This is a genomic window from Flavobacterium sp. GW823-FHT06G12, assembly GCF_058794775.1.
The window spans coordinates 1-24,680 of sequence record NZ_JBXAHE010000007.1 but is presented as its reverse complement, the minus strand read 5'-3'; the positions used below and the strand labels follow the sequence as shown (position 1 = coordinate 24,680).

The 24,680-nt window shown below is 34.8% G+C and carries 15 protein-coding genes; 3 read left to right on the top strand and 12 right to left on the bottom strand.

Going from position 1 to position 24,680, the window contains the following annotated elements; all coding sequences use genetic code 11:
• Nucleotides 1–76: 76 nt before the first annotated feature.
• The gene (locus AC1Q5Z_RS22430; protein ID WP_492446905.1) at nucleotides 77–1,054 is read left to right on the top strand and encodes a GlxA family transcriptional regulator; all 978 of its coding nucleotides are present in this window, start codon (nucleotides 77–79) and stop codon (nucleotides 1,052–1,054) included.
• 110 nt (nucleotides 1,055–1,164) lie between these two features.
• Here AC1Q5Z_RS22430 and AC1Q5Z_RS22425 read toward each other — a convergent pair whose 3' ends face one another.
• From AC1Q5Z_RS22425 to AC1Q5Z_RS22380, 10 genes are read right to left on the bottom strand one after another with little or no spacing between them, the layout of a single operon-like run.
• Nucleotides 1,165–2,439, bottom strand: a complete 1,275-nt coding sequence (locus tag AC1Q5Z_RS22425) for a glycoside hydrolase 5 family protein (RefSeq protein ID WP_492446903.1) — start codon at nucleotides 2,437–2,439, stop codon at nucleotides 1,165–1,167.
• Between the two features lie 4 nt (nucleotides 2,440–2,443).
• A complete protein-coding gene (bglX, locus tag AC1Q5Z_RS22420; RefSeq protein WP_492446902.1) occupies nucleotides 2,444–4,678 on the bottom strand; it encodes a beta-glucosidase BglX in 2,235 nt (744 codons plus the stop codon).
• 16 nt (nucleotides 4,679–4,694) lie between these two features.
• A complete protein-coding gene (locus AC1Q5Z_RS22415; protein ID WP_492446900.1) occupies nucleotides 4,695–6,332 on the bottom strand; it encodes a sodium:solute symporter in 1,638 nt (545 codons plus the stop codon).
• A 2-nt stretch (nucleotides 6,333–6,334) separates the two neighbouring features.
• Complete coding sequence (locus AC1Q5Z_RS22410; RefSeq protein WP_492446898.1) at nucleotides 6,335–7,864, bottom strand: hypothetical protein; 1,530 nt, start codon at nucleotides 7,862–7,864, stop codon at nucleotides 6,335–6,337.
• A complete protein-coding gene (locus AC1Q5Z_RS22405) occupies nucleotides 7,848–8,879 on the bottom strand; it encodes a glycoside hydrolase family 130 protein (protein ID WP_343586631.1) in 1,032 nt (343 codons plus the stop codon). The genes AC1Q5Z_RS22410 and AC1Q5Z_RS22405 overlap by 17 nt, the downstream gene beginning before the upstream one ends.
• Before the next feature lie 22 nt (nucleotides 8,880–8,901).
• Entirely contained in the window at nucleotides 8,902–10,095 is a 1,194-nt protein-coding gene (locus tag AC1Q5Z_RS22400; RefSeq protein WP_343586634.1) for a glycoside hydrolase family 26 protein, read from the bottom strand.
• 13 nt (nucleotides 10,096–10,108) lie between these two features.
• On the bottom strand, nucleotides 10,109–11,584 hold the full coding sequence (locus tag AC1Q5Z_RS22395; protein ID WP_343586636.1) for a hypothetical protein: 1,476 nt from the start codon (nucleotides 11,582–11,584) through the stop codon (nucleotides 10,109–10,111).
• Nucleotides 11,585–11,608: 24 nt separating this feature from the next.
• Nucleotides 11,609–12,550 carry a hypothetical protein gene (locus AC1Q5Z_RS22390; RefSeq protein ID WP_343586638.1) on the bottom strand — a complete coding sequence of 314 codons (942 nt, stop codon included), beginning with the start codon at nucleotides 12,548–12,550 and terminating at the stop codon, nucleotides 11,609–11,611.
• An 18-nt stretch (nucleotides 12,551–12,568) separates the two neighbouring features.
• Nucleotides 12,569–14,062: a RagB/SusD family nutrient uptake outer membrane protein gene (locus tag AC1Q5Z_RS22385; protein WP_492446896.1), complete on the bottom strand. Its 1,494-nt coding sequence runs from the start codon at nucleotides 14,060–14,062 to the stop codon at nucleotides 12,569–12,571.
• A 9-nt stretch (nucleotides 14,063–14,071) separates the two neighbouring features.
• Nucleotides 14,072–17,134: a SusC/RagA family TonB-linked outer membrane protein gene (locus tag AC1Q5Z_RS22380; protein WP_198858497.1), complete on the bottom strand. Its 3,063-nt coding sequence runs from the start codon at nucleotides 17,132–17,134 to the stop codon at nucleotides 14,072–14,074.
• Between the two features lie 246 nt (nucleotides 17,135–17,380).
• Between AC1Q5Z_RS22380 and AC1Q5Z_RS22375 the strand changes: the two genes are divergently transcribed.
• Complete coding sequence (locus AC1Q5Z_RS22375) at nucleotides 17,381–18,253, top strand: AraC family transcriptional regulator (RefSeq protein WP_198858496.1); 873 nt, start codon at nucleotides 17,381–17,383, stop codon at nucleotides 18,251–18,253.
• Nucleotides 18,254–18,282: 29 nt separating this feature from the next.
• On the opposite strand, the gene AC1Q5Z_RS22370 is transcribed toward AC1Q5Z_RS22375, so the two are convergent.
• Nucleotides 18,283–20,775, bottom strand: a complete 2,493-nt coding sequence (locus AC1Q5Z_RS22370; protein ID WP_492446894.1) for a cation-translocating P-type ATPase — start codon at nucleotides 20,773–20,775, stop codon at nucleotides 18,283–18,285.
• Nucleotides 20,776–20,996: 221 nt separating this feature from the next.
• Here AC1Q5Z_RS22370 and AC1Q5Z_RS22365 point away from each other — a divergent pair, with 221 nt between their 5' ends.
• The gene (locus tag AC1Q5Z_RS22365) at nucleotides 20,997–21,455 is read left to right on the top strand and encodes an RNA methyltransferase (protein WP_198858494.1); all 459 of its coding nucleotides are present in this window, start codon (nucleotides 20,997–20,999) and stop codon (nucleotides 21,453–21,455) included.
• Between the two features lie 60 nt (nucleotides 21,456–21,515).
• Here AC1Q5Z_RS22365 and katG read toward each other — a convergent pair whose 3' ends face one another.
• Nucleotides 21,516–23,789, bottom strand: coding sequence for a catalase/peroxidase HPI (gene katG, locus AC1Q5Z_RS22360; protein WP_343586645.1), 2,274 nt, complete (start codon nucleotides 23,787–23,789; stop codon nucleotides 21,516–21,518).
• Nucleotides 23,790–24,680 lie beyond the last annotated feature (891 nt).

Genomic DNA, 24,680 nt, shown 5'->3' with positions numbered 1-24,680 from the left:
TTTCTAATATGCAAAATAGACATTCTTACAGGTATATTTGGACATCAACTTTTAGTATCTTTATACAAAAAAGATAATGAAACAGCTTACCATAATAGTTCCCGAAGGAGATAATAATCTTTCTAGTATATCTGGTGCGTACGAAATCTTTACCAAAGCAAATGCTTTTGCTAAAATGAACGGCGGAACAGAATTGTTTCAAATCAAATTGGCGGGAATTTCTGAAAAAATAGAATTTAATGGCGGTATTTTTACTGTAAAGCCCCATGCCTATATTTCGCAGATTGCTAAAACCGACCTTATTATAATTCCTTCATTAAACCACAATTACAATCTTGCCCTTCAGCATAATGACGAACTTGTGCAGTGGCTGCAAAAACAATATCAAAAAGGTGCAGAAATTGCAACGATCTGTACAGGAGCATTTATGCTTGCTGCATCGGGACTTCTTGACGGAAAAAATTGTTCGACACATTGGTCTGTTAGAGAAAATTTCTCTAGAATGTTTCCTCAAATAAATCTGAGAGTTGATGAATTAATTACAGATGAAAATGGAATCTATACCAATGGCGGAGCATACTCTTTTCTTAACCTAATGATTTATCTTATCGAAAAATATTACGGTAGAGCAACCGCAGTTTATTGTGCCAAAGTGTTTCAGATTGAAATGAATAGAAAATCTCAATCACAATTTATTATTTTCTCAGGCCAAAAGAAACATGAAGACGAAATGGTACTTGGTGCACAATCTTATATCGAAAATAATTTGGGCGAAAAATTATCAATGAGCGATCTTTCGATTAAGTTTAATGTCAGCAGAAGAAATTTTGATAGACGATTTATAAAAGCCACTGGGAATACACCAAGCGAATACCTGCAAAGAGTAAAAATTGAAGCCGCTAAAAAAGCTTTTGAAACAGATCGTAAAACAGTAAATGAAGTAATGTACGAAGTGGGCTATTCTGATATTAAAGCTTTTCGAGATGCATTTAAAAAAATCACCGGAATTCCTCCAATCGAATACAAAAAGAAATATCATAAAGGAGCTGCATAATCTAGATTTAAAAAGCAGGAAAGCAAAATCAGCATTTATAAAAAAAATCGGAGTTCAATTTAAACTCCGATTTTTTATCTTTCTAATGCATTGCTAACTCTTTCTTCTAATCATTCGTTATTTAGTTTTAATGCATATTCGTTAATTATCTTTTGTGTACTTAAATCTCGATCATAAACAGAATACCAACCTTGATATTCATGAGGAGGATCTCCCACTAAATCATCTCCCAGTTTCCAAATGCTTCTATTAGATTTAGGTCTTCCCTCGCCTCCCCAAGCCCAAAAATTTACTCCCGAAACTTGTGGTATAGTTTGACTTAAAGCATAAATCTTTTCGAAAATAAAAGTATAATATTGATCTCTTAATTCAACTGATGAGTTGGCATCATAGCTATTTTCATCTCTTGAAATTCCAAATTCTTCTAAGACAAGAGGTTTATTTAATTTCTGAGCTGTTTTTATATGTTCATCGATATATTTTTCTGCTTTTTCTAATGCCATCGGATACGTTTCTTTCGCTTTAAGCGGATCAAACCAACCCCAATTCTGAACCCAAAGATGAAATGTACAGTAATCAATATTTTTGCTTTGATGATCAATTTCGAAATTGGTTCCGTTTTCAGGAGAGGGCGTATTTCCCTCAGAACCAATAGAAACCAAATGTTTAGGATCTAATTTCTTAATAAATCCTGCTGTATCATCAATCCATTTTCTGTAAGCCTCGATATTATTGCTTCCTTCTGGTTCGTTGGCCAATTGCCAAGCCATAATAGTTGGGTCTTTTTTGTATGGTATTTTAGTAACCGAATTTACTCGTGTAACTACTTTCTGGATATGATTCTCAAACCATTTTTGAGCCGTTTTATCACTATAAAAACGAGCAGAATAGTGCTGATATTTTCTCCAATCGCCATTTTCTGCTGGTGGCGGATATGGAATTGCTTCATTTTGATTTGCCCAAGAAACATATTGCGCAAAACCGCCAGACCAAGGCCAAAAATTATTCAGGCAAACAACTGCTGTCATGTTTCTTTTCTTCATTTCTGCTAGTAGCAAATCAAGCCCTTCCCAAAGTTCTTCATTATAACTTCCAGGCTCTTTTTGCATTGTTGGCTGAACGGTCCACGGAGTTTCAAGATTACCTTCTGAAGCTGCAATAACGCGAAGATTTTTAACTCCCAAATTGTTCAAACGATCCAATTCGCGAACCAACCTTGCTTTATCTGAAACAGCCAGATTCATTCCGTACCAAAAATTGGTTCCTAGATAATGATACGGTTTTCCATCCTTAACCAATTTTCCGTTTTGCACTTTGACAAAATCCTGAGCTTGTAAATTCAGCTGTGATAAAGCCAAAAACAATAGATATAGTATTTTTTTCATCTTTTTATTGCACTTCAAATGATACTTTTTCTCCAGTTACGCTACTGCTTCCTACCCACAAATCGAATTTTCCTGCTTCTACTTTCTTTTTCATATCAATTCCATAAAAAGCTAAATCACTAATTTTTAAATCAAACTTTACATTTTTGCTTTCGCCAGCTTTCAATTCAACTCTTTTAAAAGCTTTTAATTCTTTAACTGGCAATGCAATAGATCCTGCAATATCTCTCACATAAAGTTGTACAACTTCAGCACCATCATAATTACCAGTATTTTTTAATGAAAAGGAAATTTCAATTGTCTCATCCTGTTTCAAAACTGATTTTGCAAGTGTTGCTTTTCCATATTCAAATGAGGTATAAGAAAGTCCGAATCCGAATGGAAATAAAGGTTCGTTCCCACTATCTAAATAATAAGATTTATTTCCCAAAGATGTTTGAGAAGCTTCAATAGGAATGTTTTCTACATTTAATTCACTTCCGTTTGCTGGACGACCTGTTTTTAAATGACTGTAATACATCGGAATCTGTCCCACATTTTTAGGAAACGTAATGGGTAATTTTGCCGAAGGATTTGCTTTACCAAATAATAAATTTACAAGTGCTGGTCCGCCCATCGTTCCTGGATGCCACGCATATAAAACAGCATTAGATTCTTTAACTTCTTTTTCTATTGTTAAAGGTCTTCCCGCTAGAACAACAGTAATTATTGGCGTTTTTGTTTTAGCTAAAGTTACTAAAAGTTGTGATTGCACGCCTTGCAAATTCAGATTAGAAAGGCTATGTGCTTCGCCCGATAGAATCGATTCTTCGCCTACAAACAGTAACACAACATCTGCTTCTTTTGCTATTTTTCTAGCTTTATCGAATTCAGTAGAATCTTTGTCTCTTGAATATTTTAAAATTGGTTCATACAGAATCTTTACATTTTTTCCGTATTGATCTTTTAAAGCTTGAAGAGGCGTTACGCTATGATTTTTATCTCCATCAAAAACCCAAGTTCCTAATTGATCGTGAGGCGCATCTGCAAACGAACCAAAAACAGCTATCGTTTTAGGATTTTTAAGCGGTAAAATTTGTGCTTCATTCTTTAATAAAACTACCGATTCTTCTGCCGTTTTTTGAGCCGTTTCTAAATGTTCTTTTTTATAAAAAACAGCTTCAGTATTTCCTTTTACATAAGGATTTTCAAAAAGTCCTAGTTTAAATTTTATTCTTAAAATATTACGAACAGCATCATTTATAGTTTCTATATTAATTTTCTTTTCCTTTAAAAGAGATTCAACAAAAGCAACATATGTACCGCTAACCATTTCCATATCTACTCCCGCATTTATGGCTTTTTGAGCCGCTTCTTTGTTATCCGTGCAAAAACCATGATCGACCATTTCTGTAATCGATGCCCAGTCAGAAACTACAAACCCTTTAAAATTCCATTCTTTTCGGAGCATTTGTTTTAAAAGAAACTCATTTCCAGAAGAAGGAATTCCGTCATTAGCATTAAAAGCGGTCATAATTGTAGCCAGGTCGGCTTTTTTAACGGCTTCTTCAAACGGGACTAAATAAGTATTTCTAAATTGCCTTTCAGTTATATTAGTCGTATTATAATCACGTCCTCCTTCTGCTGCTCCATATCCAGCAAAATGTTTGGCACAAGCTGCAATCGAAGTTGGATCCGACAAATTTTTTCCTTGAAAACCTTTAACCATAGCAACTCCCATAACCGAAGTTAAATAAGGATCTTCTCCACAGCTTTCTGCAATTCTTCCCCATCGAGGATCTCTCGCAATATCAATCATAGGAGCAAATGTCCAACGAATTCCAGTTTCTGATGCTTCTATTGCAGCAATTCTAGCTGCTTTTTCTACCAAATCTGGATTAAAACTTGCTGCTTGTCCTAGCGGAATTGGAAATATGGTTTTGAAACCGTGTATTACGTCGCGCCCAATAATTAGCGGAATTCCTAATCTAGTTTGTTCTATCGCTTTTTTTTGTGCTTTGTTGGCTATTTCGGGATTGGTAATACTCAAAACCGAACCTGCCATTCCTTGTTGAATAACTTTATAATTGGTTTCCATATCATCTGCAGACAATTGATTCATCTGACCGATTTTTTCCTTTAAAGTCATTTTCTTTAACAGAACATCAATCTTTTTTTCTATTGAGGCATCAAAAACCTGAGCGCTTGTTTCTAATCCTGATAAGAGTAGAAACAGCGCTAAAAATTGTAGCTTTTTCATCTTGTAAATTATTTCATTAGAAAAACGCTGCGTACATTCCGAAACAGGCTAAAACAAGAAGAAGAGCTTGTATACGGAAGTTTTTATACCAAACTACATTCTGTAAAGCGATCGTTTCTTCTCTCCAAATTGCTTTTGTCCAAGTGTTTTCTTTTACCTTTTTTTCTGATGGAGGAGCTGTTGTTAAACTCACTGTCACATTTACCAAAATACTTAAAACTAAAATAATTGGCGCCAATAATAAAAAGTGAAGCCCTAAATGCATACCAAAAATATATTTTGCAGACATAATGACGATTGCAATAAACAATCCTGACATTAAACCACTGAAAGCTCCAACGGCATTAGAACGTTTCCAGAACAATCCCAGAAAAAAAGTGCCAACAACTGGCGGTGCTAAATAAGATAAGATTTCTTGATAATAAGCAATAAGCGAGTCAAATTTACCAATGTAAGGAGCCCATAAAATAGCGATTATCAAAGTTACAACAGCAGTTATTTTACCAACTCTTACCTTTTTTTCGCTTGACGCATTTTTATCAAACTTGCTGTAAAAATCCATTGTAAACAAAGTAGAAACAGAGTTTAAAGTTGCGCTCAAAGCTGATGTTAAAGCCGAAATCATTGCTGAAAGAATAATTCCGATTAAACCAACCGGAAGCACTTTATTGATTAATCTTGGATAAACTTGATCCGTATTGATTCCGTATTTTGATTTTAATTCGCTTCCGCTAATAATTTCGTGCGGTAAATTCTCTACACCAAAAAGATTAATTCCTCTCGCAATGACACCAGGAAAAATAAAAATGAAAAGTGTAAATAAATATAAAAATCCCACTAGTAAAACGCCTTTTCTTCCATGATCTATAGATTTTGCAGACAAAACTCGTTGTACCATAACCTGATTATTGCCCCAGAAATAAAAGCCCAGAATCGGAATTCCTACCCACATTCCTAACCAAGGCACAGTTGGGTCGTCCATCGGTCTTGTCAATTTTAGCCAAATTCCGTCGTGAAATTGCTTATAAAATGCATCCCAACCTCCAATGCTATCCATTGCGAAAAAAGCCAATAAAGTCGATCCGATTATTAAAATAAAAGCTTGAATTACTTCTGTATTAATAACAGACGAAAGTCCGCCAATAATAGTGTAACTTCCAGCAACAACAGCCATTCCGACAATAATAAGCATCATGTCTGCTCCCGGAAAAATCATGTTGATGATTAATGCTCCTGCATATAGTGTCGCTGAAGCATCAAGAAAAATGTTTCCGATAATAGTTATAAACGAAAAATAAGTTCTTGATCTCGCATCAAATCTTCTTTCCAAAAATTCTGGCATTGTAAAGATTCCCGATTTAATATAAAATGGAAGAAAAAAGATGGCAAAAAAGACCATTACCAGAATCGAAATCCAATTGTAATTGAAAACTGCAATTCCATTGATAAAACCTTCTCCAGAATTTCCCATTAGAGTCGAGCTCGAAATACTGGCCGCAAAAAGTGATAATCCGACCATTGGCCATTTTAAATCTCTCCCCGCCAAAAAGTAAGCATCTGAATCGCTTGATTTACTATTTTTTAATCCCCACCAAACAATAAAGATGATGTATAAAACCAAGACAACTAAGTCAATTATATTTAAATTTATCATAATTACTGCTGGTATGTGGTATAAAGAATAACGCTTTTGGCTGGAATAGAAACTTTAATGCTGTTTTCTTTCAAACTCATTTTTTCAGAAGGAATAGGAAAACCATTTTGGTCAACTGGGCGTTTGCTTACGGTGTATAAATATTTATTAAGTTTCGATTTCAGTTTTAGTTTTTTAGCATCAATTGTAAAATTAGCTTCCTTATCACTGTTGTTTGCAATGGCAATTGTTGCCTCTCCTGAAGCTGTAAATCCTGCTGTGGCGCGTACTTTTTCGATATTTAAATGATCTAGTTTAACAATTTTCATATCGCTGGTAAAATAACGTGTCATAATAGACCAAGTATAAAACCACGGACGCAGATTTTCATCTTCTTTCTTGCCTGTTAATTCTTTACCTAAACTATTAAACATTCCCCAACGCTTGAGCTGATATTTGTCGCCTTTATCATCTTTTGTATGCATTGCATCGTCTAAATCCCAAGCAATTACGGCATCAAATCCTGCATTCATTGCCTGAATTAAAGCATCTGCCATATCTACTCCATAATCGTAATCGTAAACCGAAAGTTGACTGTCGACACTAGTAAATTTATCTCCTAAATGTTCTTTTGAAGAAGGATCTCCTTTTATACCCAATTCGCCTAAAATAAAAGGCTTTTTATGAACTGAATCGGTAAAACGGACTAAGTCTCCAAATGTCTTCTGAAATTCTCCAGAACGAATGCTTTCTTTAGAAGGATAATCGTGCGCATCATAAGCAGAAATTAAATTCGGAATTTGAAGTGTGGTTTGTTTTACCCAATCAAGACCTTTATATTTTGACCTCGGATTATTAAACGAAGTTGCATCTGGACCAATAATCGAAATCTTTTTATCTAAACCTGCCTTTTGAATAGACTTATGAAGCATTGTAATTCCTTCTTTCCATTGTTCAAAATCGCCGTCTGTTGTTGCCCAATCACCATTTGGTTCATTCACCAGATTGTAATATTTAATGCAAGTATATTTCTTTACATTTAGTAAATGATTCAGATTTTTAATGATCAAATCAATCCATCTCTGATCGTTTGCGCCAGTAAAACTGTTTTGAAGATTTAAATGTGTATCGTGCACTTTGTACGGCTGTCCCCACTCTCCTAGAATTACCGTGATTTTGTTTTTTTCACAGTAATCTAACAATTTATAAAGAGCCTGCATTTGATCACTTTCAAAATCAACAATCGGATTTCCAGAAGCATCAAATCCTTTTAGATAGCGCCAATTTGCCTGATCCATTACTCGAGCAATTTTAGGCTTAATGAATGAAACTCGGTCAAAAACCATTTTCCATTTTTCGTCAGTCATCAATTTTCCCCATTCCGAGCTTTCAGTATCAGCGTGCGGATAGGCTGAAAATTCAATTCCATTTCCAATAAATTCATTCGAAATAATTTCGCTCGGATTAATAGAAACGACAGGAATGCTGTTTTGGCTCTGAGCCGAAAAACTGGCTAAAGCGCAAAACAGTAAAAAGCTATTTTGAATTTTCATTTTGAGAATCTTTTAAAGTTTGTAACAATTCATTGATGTCGCAAGTTGCTAAACCAACGTATTTATCAGCTGCGCCGTAATAAACATATAAAATATTATCGACAATCATATTACCTGTAGGAAAAACACAGCCTTTATAGAACCCTTCTATTTCATAATCATGTTCGGGTTCCATAATCCAATCTTCTAGTCTTGCCGTTACTTTTGTTGGATCTTCTAAATCTAAAAGTGCAACGCCTACTCTGTAATAACCATTTCCACCATTTTCAACTCCATGATAAATAAGCAGCCAGCCATCATCTGTACGCAAAGGTGGTGTGCTTCCGCCAATTTTTTCTTCCCAAGTTCCGTTTCTGCCACTTAAAAGAAGGGTGCTTTTTTCTTCCCAAACCATTAAATCATCAGAATATCGAAGCCAGATTGAAGGATAATCGCAACCATATTCTTCTCCAATCCATTGTTTTGGACGGTGCAGCATAGCATATTTTCCGTTGATTTTTTCTGGAAACAAGATTACGTCACGATCATCTAAATTAGAAGTCGTAATTCTTCCTAATCTTCTGTAGGTTTTAAAATCGGTTGTTACCGCTAGACCAGAATTTGCGATATTATGCTTGTAAACGGCTGGAGCATCTGGACCTGTTTCTGGAAGATTGATCACATCATGAGGAAATGTCCAATAACGCCCCGGAGGATAAGGTCTGTAGGCATAAGTAACGTAATACTCGTTTCCAAATTTAATGATTCTCGGATCTTCTACTCCGCCCATATCTGGACCGTTACTGCTTGGTCCAAAAACAGGTTCATCAGATTCTCTTTTAAAATTGATTCCATCTGTACTTGTTGCCAATCCCACACGGATATAATGATCCACATCATCTCCTGCTGCCCTGTAAAGCATATAAAATGTTCCGTTTTCGTACCAGACTCCTGGATTACAAACAACGAGATTTTCCCAGTAATTATTAGGGTTTGGGCTTAAAACTGGATTTTGAGTGCACTTAATTAATTTCATTTTTAGATTTGTATTTTGGTTTTTATTTTACTGTTGTGTTTGCTGCTAAGGTGTACATATCTGGCAGTTTTTTACTAAAGATCATATTTGGACTTGCGTATAGCAGTTTAAAATTTGCTGCCGAACTATGTCCGTCAAATGGAGCATAAAAATGGTTTCCTTCATGAGACGGATCGTACTTGTTACGCCACATAACTACCATGCTTACTTTTTTTCCTGTTAGCGGAATACTGATTTCGTTTGTCCAATAGGTATCATACGGAGCACCATTTTTTACAATTCCTTCAACTCCTGTTTCAGTTACTCCACAAGGTTTTAATTTTTGCTGTGAAAGTGTTGCAAGGTTTCTTAAATTGGTGCTAAAGGCTGAAGTATTGGTTCCATGATAACTATCCCAACCAATAAAATCTACGTAATTATCGCCTGGCCATCTGAAAAGGAAATTATCAACCGTGCCTTGTGAATCTAATTGAGGTGAAATAGCATAAATAAAGCTGTGAACGCCTTTTTTATTTTTCAAATAATCAATCGTATATTTCCATAAACTAATGAATTCTACTTGTGTAGTCGCGCTCGAACCCCACCAAGACCAAGCTTGCGTATGCTCGTGAAAAGGACGAAAAACAATTGGAATTAGTTTTCCGTTTTTGTCTTTCAAATTAGTGGCAAAATCTGCCAATTTATCTAACCAAGAATTGAATTTTACATTTGTAGCGCTTCCGTCTGTCAAGATTTCTTTTGCAACAGTATTGTTAGAATTGTCCCAGCTATCTCCGCCTGTCAAAGGATTGTTTAAATGACAGCAGGCTGTAATTACTTCGCCTCTTTCTCTAGCTTCTTTTATCACTCGAATTCTGTCATTGTTTAAGGTTGAAGTTGCACTTCTATCATCCATAATTTCGGCTAAATCGACACTGAAAACTCCTGGATAATCTCCACAGACATCTTTAATGTCTGATCTTCCTTGTTCCGTCATCCAATTTCTGCCATAAAGCAAATCATCATGATGCCCAAACATTGTTCCTTTTTCTTGAATTCTCCATAAATTAGAGTACAACGCTTTGGTTTCTGCAGTTGCATTTGGGTCACTCAGTTTTAATTCTACCGAAGTTGGAACTTCGGGCTCGTTTCCGCCTGAATCGTTTTTATCATCCGAAGAACATCCTACGAATGACAAACTCATGGCAATCAGAATTGTATATAATGATTTCATCATTTTCTTTTTAAGGTTAATAAGCGAAATTGGTTAATACCAAAAGTCCTTCAGATGGAATTGTTTCTGTTTTATTCTTTTTTAGATCTAAAGAGATATTGGTCTGATTTGGAAGCATGTTATGATCGCCTTCTAGTTTTAAATGGCCTTTTGCATAAACAAACTTTTTGACTTGATTTAAAACAGGCATATTTTGAGAGGTCAATTTAACTTTGGTTTCCTGATGAGAAACATTGACAATGGCAATCATATTTTTTCCGTCTTTTGAAACCGAAATTGCTTTCAAATTTGGATTTCCTTCAACCGAAACGTGATGCACTTTAGCTCCCGAAGGCATATATTTGGTTAGTAAAGACCAAGCATAAAACCAAGGACGAACCTCTTCTTCGCTTTTGCCAAAATATTCTTCTCCCAAAATATTCCAGAATCCCCAGACTTTGAGTTTATTTTTCTGCTCTTTTGCATGCATCGCATCGTCTAACATCCAAGCAACAGAGCCAGAATAGCCAGCATTAATAGTTTGAATCAAAGCATCGGCCATATCAGAACCATAAACATAATCGTAAACAAACATCTGCGAATCTTCAACTGATGCATACGGTTTAGCTTTGGCTCTTTCTATGTTTTCATTCATTAAAGCTTCGTCTTGTTTTTCTACAAATTTGAACCCGATTTCGCCCATTACAATTGGTTTTCCTGCGGGAACCTCATTTTTATAAGCCTTTAGAATTGAAGTATATTCACCTGAATTGACTGTAATTTTAGAAGGATACGTATGAATATCATAAACGCCGATTGCGTCACCTAAATCTTTAACTGAATTGGAAATCCAATCTACTTTATCTGCCTTCCAAATGGCAATATCGGGACCTAATAAAGAAACTTTTTTATCTAGATTTAAAGCTTTTAATTCTAACCAAAAATAACTTGCCGCATTTTTCCAGAGTTTATAATTTTCATCAGTAGAAGACCAAAAACCGTTAGGTTCGTTGATCATATTGTAATAATGAATGCACGAAAATCCTTTTTGATTTACTAGAAAATCAAGATATTTTGCTGCTAATTTCAAATTGGCTTCAGTAATCGTATTGGTTTTACTATTGACCATACGATCTCCCCAGTCGCCTAAAACAACTTTTACATTTCTGGACTGGCAATATTCAAGAATTGGGGCAATATTCTGGTAATTTTTAGTTTCGTTTAAAGTCCCATTTTCAATTACCGAAGTTGTATTGATCATGACTCTTATAAATTGGGGTTTCATAAAATCTAGACGATCATACAATTTCTGCCAGTCCGATTTAGAAATGCTTAGTTGTTTTTCTCCATAATCTAATTGGTACGGATCCCACTGAACTCCGTTGCCAATGTAATTTTCATTTATAATGGTATTGTTATCAACAGCAACAGTTGCGTCGGGCAAAGCCGAGCAACTGATTACTGCTGTCACTAACCAAAATGATACTGTAAGTTTTAAAACTATTTGTCTCATATAAGTGATTTACAATCTTTTTGCCTATTCTTTTTTGGTTACATCGATCCAAAAACGTCTTGGCTTTTTAACGAACTTGTCATAATCAGAATAAATTTTATCCCAATCATCTGTACCATTTAAATTGAAGGCGAAAGCATTGTGTGCAATTGTTTTAGTACTGCCATTTCCAAGGTTTTCTGTACCTGCATTTTCAAATGTTCCAACTTTCGTTGTACCGTCAGCAAAAGTGAAAGTGATGGTTCCTGTAGCATAGTTTCTCAGCCATTTTCCTTCTCCTTCTGGAATTTGTCTGTAGAATTTCTTTACATCTGTTTGAGGATCTCCGATATAAATAAAATCTGCATATGCACCATCGGCTCCAGCTGTATTGGTTACAGTTCCGTAAGTATTTCCATCTTCTGTAATTCCTGTCATTTCAAAAATCAGCTGATTGTCTAATTCTTTATCTGGACCTAAGGTTGTCGACCAAATCCAAGGTTTATCTGTCATTGCCATAACAGCTCCTCCTCCATATTCTGGCCCTGTACCTCCGTAAACAATCAAATTATCAATATCATAAGTCCCAATAAGTGATTCTCTAAAAGAGCTTGCTACAACCGTATATTTTCTAGATTTTCCTGTTGGAGATGTTACTGTTAATTCTGCACTTTTTTGCGCGTTTTCAAAATTTAAAGCTTCACCTTCTTTAATAGATGAATTGGCACCGTAAGACAAAACCATTTCCTTGATCACGATATGGCTTAAGTCTGGAACAGCATCAACATTGATTGCTAAATTGATTGTACCAGTCAAATCATCAACTCGTACAATTGAAGCATTTCCTACTTGGTTTTCAAATTTTATATCCAAAACATTGCGCTCATTATTCCACTTTCCTTCTTCAATATCTTCCAAAGGATCGTTCTGGCAGCTTGTTTGCGCCAGCGCTGTGACAACACACAAGAAGTATAGTATTCTTTTCATAATAGTATATTTTTAAAATTATAATCCTGTGTTCAAATCAATTTCTGTCTGCGGAATCGGATAGAATGCAGCTTGTTCTGCCGTTATTCCAGAAGCTTCTGGCACAACTTGAGATACTTTATTGAAACGGCGCAAATCGTAAAGGCGATTTCCTTCAAAAGCCAATTCGAAAGAACGTTCGTTTAAAACTGCCAATCTGAAATTATCGACGCTTAATCCAGGTGTTAAGTTTCCTAAACCTGCTCTGTTTCTAATTTGATTGATTAAAGCGTAAGATTCTGTAGTTGGTCCTGCAGCTTCTGCATATGTTAATGCTACTTCGCTAAAGCGGATTAAAAAAGGTTTGGTGCTTGTTTTGTCTCCTATGAAGTTTGGGTCAATGTATTTTCGTGTAAACGGATATACAATTTTTCCAGGATACTGTGCAGAAACAACTCCCGAAGCATCGTAAGTTGTGGTTACAAATAAGTCTGTTTTTCTTTTATCTGAATTGTCAAAACTATTGAAGAACCCCGTTAAAGTTTGAAAAACACTCCATCCATCATGCGATTTTGTATAGGTATTGTCTGGATTTTTCAAATAAATTGTAGCGCCATCGATATACGGGATAAACAATTTTGAAATTTTAGAATAATCTCCTTCTGTTGCTCCTGTTCTGTCCATAGAAAGCAAAAAGATATTTTCTTTTCCTAAAGGTTTTTCGACATCATAAATACTCAAAAGATTGTTTTCAAAACCATAAACACTTTGACCTGTAATAACATCTCCTGCATTTTTTGCTGCCAATTGATACATAGTTGCTACATCTTTGTTCATCTCAGCATATTGTGGCACATTGTGTTCTTTTGAAGAAGCGATATACAAATACACTTTTGCCAATAATACTTGTGCTGCCACTTTATCTGCACGTCCTAAAGCTTGATTTACTTTTAAAAGTTCAATTGCTTTTTCGGCGTCAGCAATTATAAAATCGTAAACTTCATCTAGGTTTTTCGCCATTGGTGCTGCAGTCTGGCTTACTGTTTCTACAACCGAAGTATGCATTGGCACTTTTCCGAAATTCTTTACCAGATTAAAATAATTCCAAGCTCTTAAGAAATAAGCTTCTCCTAAGAATTTATCTTTTAAATCTTGCTCAAATTTTCCGTTTGGAACATTTTTAATAACTGCATTGGTTCTATTAATAGCGATGTAAGCATATTTAAAATAATTCCCAAGCATTCTGTTGGTGCTAAAAGTTCCAACCTGCCATTTATCTAAGTTCTGATTATCTGCCGTTTCATCTCCTTTTGGACCACATTCTTCTGTTGGCAAATCGCCTACATAAAATATAGCTCTAGAATATTCTAAAAATGTAAGGGCATCATAGGCATAATCTACAGCAGACTCAGCATCAGAAGCACTTTTATAGAAATTATCTTCTGAATAAAATCCGTATGGCTCTTCATTCAAATCGCAAGCAAACACACTCATCAACAGTGCCATTGTTGCTATTTTATATCTTGTTTTCATAGTAGTTTTTTAAAAAGTTAAGTCCAATCCAAATGTCCATTTGCTCAATCTAGGATATCCTCCCCAGTAAATTCCGTCTGTTCCAACTTCTGGATCGTAACCATCAAATTTGGTAAAGGTGTATACATTGTTTGCATTTAAATACAAGCGTACACTTTGAAATGCGCTTTTTACTGGTTTTAAAGTATAGCCCAATGTGATGTTTTGAATTCTAACAAAAGAGCCGTCTTTTACCCACCAATCTGAAAATTTAACTGTTCTACCGTCTCTTAAACTTGGATAATCATTTGTCGGATTATCTAATGTCCAACGTAATGGCGTATTGCTTGGCTGATTGAATGCTTGTGTATCTAAGACATCTTGACCGAAAACGCCATTTAAGAAGAAGCTAAAATCGAACTGTTTGTATTTTAGTGTCATATTGAAACTCGCCATAAAATCAGGATTTGGGTTTCCAATAATTGTCTGGTCTTTTGTATCTACAACTCCGTCGCCATTTATATCTACATATTTAAATTCTCCAGGCTGCGCCAATTGACCGTCTAAACCTGCATTGATTCCTTCTTGAAGCGTTTGAACAATTCCGTTTGTTTTATATCCGTAGAAAACATTTACTGGCTGACCAATTGCCAAAAGATTAGGAAATTGTCTAAACTGCTCTAAACTGTTTCCTGAATATTCATATTGCATTCCTGTATTCGGATCAACATTTAATCCAGATTGCTCAACAGATCCAAGACTTACGATTTGATTTTTATTTTTAGAATACACTACAGAAGCATTAATTTGCCAATCTTTATTTTTGAAGATTTCGCCGTCTAATGTAATTTCATAACCTTTATTGGTCAATTCTCCATCGTTTACCCAAATTCTATCATATCCAGACGAAGGCGTTAAAATTCTTTCTCTCAAAAGATCTTTTGTACGCTTGTTATAATAATCAAATACGATATTTAATCGGCTTTTTAAGATCGAAATATCAACCCCAAAATCGCTTTGCGCTGTGGTTTCCCATTTTAAATCTGGATTTGGAATTCCGCCCCAAAGTTTTTCAATTCCGTCTTGCCCTGTTGTGCCCACAACATATCCAGGCCCGATTGCAGAAACCCAACTTCCGTTATCATAATATTGGCTCACACCATAACGGCTTAAAGTCTGATATGGATTGATTCCTTGATTTCCTGAAATACCATAACTCGCACGGAATTTTAGCTCATCAAATACATTTAACTTTTTGATGAATTCTTCGTTGTGTGCTTTCCAGCTTAATGCACCTGAAGGGAAAAATGCCCATTGATTGTTTTTACCAAATTTTGAAGAACCATCTGCACGCCCTGTAAGCGTCATCAAGTATTTATCTGCGTAAGCGTAATTCATTCTGAAAATTCCAGAAACTAATTTGGTTTCAATTTTTCCGTTAGAAACTGTATTTCTCTCAGGATTTCCAGCTCCCATGTTTTCATTTCCTAAAGTTTCATTCACAAAGTCAAATGCACCAAGTCCTGAACTTCTCGATACATAACTTTCATATGTATAACCGCCTGTTATACCAAAATCATGTTTATTGAATGTTTTATTGAAGTTGGCAAAAGTCTCTGAAACAAAATTCTGACCTTCCCAGTTATTGATGTAACCAGCCCCGTTGTTAAAATCGCCAGTTTCGGTATATTTACTTGGAAAATATTGATCATTTACAGACGAGCCATATTTATAATTCAATCTTGATGTTAATCGCAATTCTGGTATAATTTGCCATTCTAAAGCCGCAGAAGTAATTACATCTATAGTTTTGGTTTCGTTCTGACGAAGATTTGTAATTGCCACCGGATGTGTATAATCGTTTTGACCAATCATGTAATACTCTCCATTTTCGTCGTAAACTGGGAAAATAGGATTTCTCCAATAAGCTAAACCGCCATTTGAATCTCTTTTTCCTTTACTTACAATATTTGAAAATCTTACTGTAAAATTGTCAAAAACATCGTGTTTAATACGAAGGTTGTAACCGCCTTTGCTATAACCGTCTTTTACAAAAACACCTTGCTCACTGTAATAATTTCCGCTTAGATTGAAACTTGTTTTGTCTGTTCCGCTATTAATGCTCACGATAGTGTTATTTCCTAATGGCATGTTTCTAAAAGTTACATCGTCCCATTTTGTGAAATAAGGCCATGAACCTGACTGCAATTCCTGAATAGACGGATAATAAACACCATTAGAATTCTTTGCTCCGATATATAAAGGTTGCTGTCCGCCATTGATTCTTCCTTCATTACTCAATTGCGCCATTAAAACAGGATCGCGCCACAAATTCAACTCTGAATTAAATTCAGAAAATGTAGATTGCTGCTGCACTAAAATTTGTGTTTTTCCTTTCTTGGCCGATTTAGTAGTAATAATAATTACTCCGTTTGCCCCTCTAGAACCGTAGATTGCTGAAGCCGAAGCGTCTTTTAATACGTCTACTTTATCAATGTCTGCAACATTTACTTGTTTTAAATCGCCTGCATCTCCTAATGGAAACCCGTCTAATACTACTAAAGGAGCGTTTGAACCTCTAAGTGAACTTCCTCCTCTGATTCTTACTGTCGAAGTCGATCCTGGATCTTGAGAAGTTGTTACTTGTAACCCAGCAACTCGACCTTGCAGTACCTGTTCTACAGAATTTGATGGAATATCTTCTAAAGTTTTCGTTTTTACTGTACTTACAGAACCGGTAAGATCTGCTTTTTTAACAGAGCCGTATCCGATAACGACAACTTCTTTAAGATTTTGCGAAGTTGCTCTTAAAACAACATTCAAAGTATTTTTTCCTGAAACGGAAATTTTTTGAGTATCGAAACCCATAAAAGAAAAAGATAAAACTGCATTTGCCGGAGCATTAATTTCAAATTTTCCATCGAAATCTGTTGAGGCGGTTTTAGAAGATCCTTCCACAGTGATATTTACACCGGGGATAGTGAGACCTGTTTCGTCTGCAACTGTACCTTTAATTATATTCTGACTGTAAGCTGAAAATGCGCTAACAAACAGAATACAAAAAAGTATACTTTTTGTCCATTTTTTTTTCATTGTTTGATTGGTTAAAGATTAGTTAATAGTTTCGAGACAAATTAACTACTTCGTTTTCGTAACGATTTTGTAAATACCATCAAATAGTAATACTTTCATGAATAATAAATAATACTTTTAACAACAAACATGTTCTTTATATGAACAAATAATTTTTATTTACACTAAAAATAGCATATAACAGAAAAATATTATTTATTTTTGAACAAGTTTCTTATTCTCCAAATGAAATATTATAATACTATTATGAACGAAAAACGCAATATCCTAAGAGAATTAGTACCTATTTCAGAAGATGACTTCTTTATAGTATTAAATCATAAGAATGCCAAATTTGATTTTCCGCTGCATTTTCATCCTGAAATAGAACTTAATTTGGTTTTGAATTCTTCAGGAAAAAGAATTATTGGAGATTCTGTCATAGAATATACAGATTGCGATATGGCGCTTATAGGTTCGAACACTCCTCATTTATGGACAGGAATAAAAGAAAACACTGAGGCGCATGTGGTTACGATACAGTTTCATGAAGATTTGTTTTCGGAAAAGACTTTAAATCGAAAATTAGCTCTTCCGATTCGTGAGTTATTAGAAAGATCTAAAAGAGGAATTGCTTTTTCTAAAGAAACTATTGAAGCGCTTAAGCCTAAAATACTGCAGTTATCAGATTCACAAGATTTTGACTCTTTGCTTAACTTCTTATCTATATTACATGATTTAGCGATTGCAAAAAATACAAAAAGCCTTTCCTCACATTCTTATGTAGATTATTATAGTTTTTCTGAAAGCCATAAAATTGAAAAAGTAAATGATTTTATTAAAGACAACCTTCAGAATAAAATTCAGCTAAAAGAAGTTGCCGATCTAGTTAATATGTCAGAATCGGCATTTAGCCATTATTTTAAGAAATGTACTAATAGTTCTTTTTCAGATTATGTAACGGATTTAAGATTGGGGCTTGCCGCAAGATTATTATTTGAATCTGAACAGTCTATTAAAGAGATATGTTATGATAGCGGATTTAATAACATTTCTAATTTTAACCGTACTTTCAAACGCAAAATGGGATTTACACCAAGTGAGTTTAGAGATCAAAGCAAATTAATTACGAAACATTAAAAAATGAGTCTGTTATAAAAATGTGTCTTTTATCTTCTCCTAAAATATTTCACAACTTCAAACCACAATACTGAAACTAAGCCTGTCACGATGCAAAAAAACATTTGAGAAAGTGTAATAAGTTCAAAATTAAAAAGAGAACGTAAAAAAGGAATAGTAAATAACAATATCGTTAAAAAAATAGTAATGCCTATTATTATAGAGACAAGGATATTTTTGTATTGGAATGTTGTCCATAACGAATAATAAAATGATCTATTAACCAGCGTTAAGACAATATTCGAAGTAATTAAAGTTAAAAAAACCATACTACGCGTAATGTTTTCATTCCATTGATTGTATATTGCCCACTGGTAAGAAAGCAACAATCCTAAAGTTATTACAATCCCTTGAATAATACTTGCCGTCAATTCTTTAAAATTAAAAAAATCTGTTCGCATCGGCCTTGGCCCTCTCTTCATTGTATCTGCTTCGGCAGGTTCATTTTCAAATATAATGGAGCAAGTTGGCCCCATAATTAGTTCAAGCAAAATAACATGAAGCGGGCTGAATATATTAGGATAAATCCATCTTAAAGCAAGCGGAATAAAGACAATGAGAATTATTGGAATATGAATAGATATGATGTATCGAACTGCTTTTTTTAGATTCGTATAAATCTTTCTCCCCATTGCTACAGCATCAACCATTTTTGAAAGATCATCTTCCGTAAGGATAAGCGATGCGGCATCTTTTGCTATTGCTGTTCCTTTTTTCCCCATAGCGATTCCGATATGAGCAGCTTTTAGCGAAGGCCCATCATTAACTCCATCTCCTGTCATGGCAACAATTTGCCCACAAGCTTTAAGAGCATTTACAATTCTCAATTTAGCATCTGGGAACATCCGACTGAAAATATTAATATCCATTACTTTGTTTTGCAACTCTTGATCACTCCATTTCATTAGTTCATCTCCAGTTATAGCTTTTTCAGAACCAATAAAACCAATTTGCTGCGCGATAGCATTAGTCGTTTTCAAATTGTCTCCAGTAATAATCTTAACGGCAATTCCTGCTGTATAAAAAGACTGAAGCACTTCTGCAATATTATCTTTTGGAGGATCATAAAAAGCAACAAGTCCTTTAAAAGTAAATGAGATTTTCTGTTGTTCATCAGGATAATTATTTCCCTGCAAATTTCCCTCTCCCACACCAAGTACTCTGTAGCCTTTACCAGTCAATTGATCCATCGCGGTTATAATCTTCTGTTTATCTTGTTCAGAAAGACCACAAACCTCTAAAATTGCTTCAGGCGCACCTTTAGCCGCAATAATTCTATTTCCTGAAGAATCTTCAAATACGTGCGTCATCATTGGAGGTTTACCCGATAAAGGATATTCGTGAATCATTTTAAAATGAGCCGTCATATCTGTTTCTGCAAATTTTTTATAGGTGTCATGAAGCGCAATTTCCATAGGATCAAAAGGAATTGGCTCGCTTGCCCACATAGCAGTCGTAAGAAGTTCTTCTGTTTCTTTTATATCTTTGAATGTATTAATTCCAGTCTCTATCCCAGATGGCAGATAAAGTCCCGCCAAATCCATTTTGTTTTGGGTAATTGTTCCTGTTTTATCTGTACAGATTACTGTAGCGCTTCCTAATGTTTCTACTGTTTTCATCTGTTTTACAACAATCCCGATTTTCATAAGCCTGCGAGCTCCAAGCGCCATAAATGTGGCAAAAGCAACTGGAATTTCTTCTGGCAGAATACTCATTGCAAGTGTTAGTGCCAATAAAAGACTTTGGAGCACATTTCCCACTCGCAAGTAGTTTAAAACCCATACTAAAATGAATACGAAAGCACCAGTAAAAATCATTTTTTTTACAAAATTCCCAATCTGTATTTCTAATGGTGTTTTTTCTGTATCTATAGATTCTAAACTGCTTCCTATTTTGCCTAATCTTGTGTCATTTCCAATTTCAGTTACTTTAACTATGGCTAATCCGCTGGCTGTAATAGTTCCAGAAAAAACCTTATTATCTTCTTGATTACTATCTTTAAAAACAACCATTGATTCGCCAGTTAGTATTGCTTCATTTACTGAAAAATCATTGGATTGTATAATTATTCCATCAGCCGGAACCAAAGCGCCTTCTTCAATTACTACCAAATCTCCAACAACAATATCTTGCGTTTTAATGTTCTGGTATTTTCCATCACGAATAACTGTACATAAAGGTTCTATGAATTCTTTTAATTTTGCCAAAGCATTCTGGCTTCTTTTTTCCTGATAAAGTGAAATTGCAGCAATCAACAATATAGAAACTAAAAGAAAAAATCCATCGCTATATTGTCTATTAATAAAGTAAATTCCGGAAGCGGCAAGCAGCAACAGAATCATTGGTTCTGCAAAAACATTTTTAAAAAAAGCTAAAATTCTATTCTCTTTCTTATAATGATACTGATTAGTCCCGAATTCTTTTCTAGACTCAGCCACCTCACTAAAGTTTAGTCCGATTAATTCTTGCTCGTTTGCTTCCATATAATTTCCAATAAAAATAACAGTAGAGTAAAATATTGCCGAACGATTTCAACAATCGATTTCTTTACTCTTATAAAAATATACTATTACCTTAAATTTAAATATAATAATGCGTCTTTTTAGGTTTCATTTTGCGATTTGAAACAATCTTTACAGACCACACATTCTTTTGATCTCAATAAAATATTGATTTATGTACTTACACTTTGTATTTTTGCCATATGAATGACAACTTTATAAATGAATATTTCGGCATAGGAATACAAAATGGTAAAACGCCCGAAAACTTAGGTGTTTTGTGGCGATCAGCTCAAAACTTAGGCGCAACTTTCATATTTACTATAGGCAATCGATATGCTAAACAGGCGTGTGATACGCATGATGCTGTAAAAGCAATTCCTTACTTCCACTATGATACTTTTGAAGCTTTTTTTGAAAATTTACCAAAAGGAGCCCGATTAGTTGGGGTTGAATTATCTGAAAAAGCCTCTGATTTAGAAACTTTTGAACACCCTAGACGTTGTGTTTATATATTGGGCGCAGAAGATCATGGTTTATCTAAAAAAGTTATGGATAAATGCCATCATTTAGTGAAATTTAAATCTGAAAAAAGTTTAAATGTGGCTGTTGCAGGAACTATTGTAATGTATGATAGAAATTTATCTAAACCACGTTCTTAAAAGTTAATAAAAAAGACGCCACAATGGGCGTCTTTTAGTTTAATATCCTTCTCAGTAGCATTATTTTCTTAAGTCAAATCTGTCTAGATTCATTACTTTAGTCCATACCGCAATAAAATCATTCACAAATTTCTCATGAGCATCCGCTGCAGCGTAAACTTCTGCTATCGCTCTCAATTCTGAATTTGAACCAAAAACAAGATCGGCACGTGTTCCTATCCATTTTGGTTGTCCTGAACTTCTGTCGTTTCCTGTATAAAGTTCTTTATCATTTGAAACAGATTGCCATTGTGTGTTCATGTCTAGTAAATTCACAAAAAAGTCATTTGTCAAATAACCAGGTCTATTGGTAAATACACCATTTTTACTTCCGTCAGCATTAATATCTAAAACACGAAGTCCACCTAAAAGCACTGTTAATTCTGGTGCGGTAAGAGTTAAAAGATTTGCCTTATCTATAAGAAGCTCTTCTGTTAAAACAGAAGATTTTGTTTTTCTGTAATTTCTAAAACCATCTGTTTTTGGCTCTAAATATCCAAAAGATTCAACATCTGTCTGTTCTGCAGATGCATCCATACGTCCAGGTGAGAAAGGTACCTTAGCTGAAGCTCCTGCTTCTTTAGCCGCTTTTTCGACAGCTGCGCTACCAGCAAGAACTATTAAATCAGCCAGTGAAACTTTTTTGTCGCCATTTGCTTCATTAAAATCTTTCTGAATAGCCTCTAATTTATCTAAAACCACTTTAAGAGCAGTTGGATTGTTTACTTCCCAATCTTTCTGTGGTGCGAGTCTTATACGTCCACCATTTGCTCCTCCGCGCTTATCTGAACCTCTAAAAGTAGAGGCAGAAGCCCAAGCTGTAGAAACCAATTGTGATATGCTTAATCCTGAGTTTAAAACTTTCTCTTTTAACTGTGCTATATCCTCATCGTTTATTAGGGTGTGATTTACCGCTGGAATAGGGTCTTGCCACAAAAGTTCTTCTGATGGCACTTCAGATCCTAGATATAAAGCACGCGGTCCCATATCACGGTGCGTCAATTTAAACCATGCTCGAGCAAAAGCATCAGCAAACTCATCAGGATTTTCTAGAAAACGACGAGATATTTTTTCATAAGCAGGATCTAATCTTAATGATAAATCTGTAGTAAGCATTGTTGGCAAGTGTTTTTTGTTAGCATCAAATGCATCCGGAATAATTGCCTCAGCATTTTTTGCTACCCATTGGTGCGCACCTGCAGGACTTTTAGAAAGTTCCCATTCATAAGCAAATAAATTTTCAAAAAAGTTATTGCTCCATTGTGTTGGTGTTGTTGTCCAAATAACTTCAAGTCCACTTGTAATCGCATCACTACCTTTTCCTGAGCCAAAACTATTTTTCCATCCTAATCCCTGTAATTCTAAACCAGCTGCTTCAGGCTCTGCCCCAACATGATCTGATGAAGCAGCTCCGTGAGTTTTACCAAAAGTATGTCCACCAGCTATTAACGCTACTGTTTCTTCATCATTCATTGCCATACGTCCAAAAGTATCTCTGATGTCTTTAGCAGCCGCAATAGGGTCTGGATTTCCATCTGGTCCCTCAGGATTTACATATATAAGTCCCATCTGCACTGCTGCAAGAGGTTTTTCAAGATTTCTACTATGAATATCTCCATCTGCATTATCATCTGATGAAACTACTCCATGATCTTTTGGAACGCCTTCAGAACCATCTTTATAACGCTCATCTCCGCCTAACCATGTAGTTTCAGATCCCCAGTAAACAGATTCATCAGCTTCCCAAACATCAGCACGTCCTCCTGCAAAACCAAATGTTTTAAAACCCATTGATTCTAGTGCAACGTTACCAGTTAGGATTAACAAATCGGCCCATGAAATCTTTTGTCCATATTTTTGTTTTATTGGCCAAAGCAATCTTCTTGCCTTATCAAGGCTCACATTATCAGGCCAGCTGTTAAGAGGAGCAAATCTCTGCTGTCCTGCTCCTGCTCCGCCTCGTCCATCATGTACTCTATAAGTACCTGCACTATGCCACGCCATTCGTATGAAAAGACCGCCATAGTGACCAAAATCTGCAGGCCACCAATCTTGTGAATCAGTCATAAGAGCATGTAAATCTTTCTTCACCGCCTCAATATCGAGACTTTTAAAAGCTTCAGCATAATTAAAATCCTTATCTAACGGATTTGACAATAACGAATTCTGTCTCAGAATATTTACTTTTAACTGCTTTGGCCACCAGTCTCGATTTTTCGTTCCTGAAGCAGCTTGTTTGTCCATGCTCCCATTGTGAAATGGGCATTTGCTGATGTCATTTGATTGATTATCCATAGTTCAAAATTTTATTTTTTACTAAATTACTAACTAATGAAAAAGAAAAATACAGCTGTGAATCATAAATAATTCTTACAGAATAGATAAAATCTATGCAACTCTTTTTTTACATCCTTAATTACTTATAATACTACTCGTTATAGATAAATCATACTTTTCTAAATGAGCAACAATTTTGTAATATCGAATTTTAATTATATAAATTTAATAAAAAGAATCCTTTTATTTTTATAAACATTTACTTCCCTGTCTGTTACGTTCCAATTTTTGCGCACAGACTCGGAAGTTTTTTTATTTTCATTAATTTATTAATCATACTTAAAAGGTAAAAAATAAGTTTAAATCCTCGATATAAACACTCCAAAAGTAAAAAACGAGTCAAATCATTATTTAACTCGTTTTTTTTGTAACGTTTTGTTTAGTATGCTGTTTTAAGATGTTTTATCAAGTCTCGACTTCTCTAATTTGGTCAAATGATAAGCCACTGCTATCTTCACCTTTTTTTTATATCTAGCCAAACAATACCACACCATTAAATCAACGTGTACGTTGAAACGATTGTGAAATTTCATTTAAAATGCGTTTACGTTTTATTATTTAGACAGTTTAAATATCATTCTTAAATAAATTATTATAGAATGTCAAAATTCATTTGATTTTATACTCCAAAGATTATTAGTTTATTGAAGTTACTATCTCACTCAAAATTTATGCTTGGATTTTTTAATGAAAGAAAAGGAGTTAAAGAAACGGTTTCATCAGCGATATCTCCAGACAGCATAAATGAAATTTTATCTTTTTTTGATAATACTTTAAAAAATGGCTATAAAACAAAAAACCCTATCCGGTTTGGATAGGGTTTTCAAAAGAAAGGCGACGACATACTCT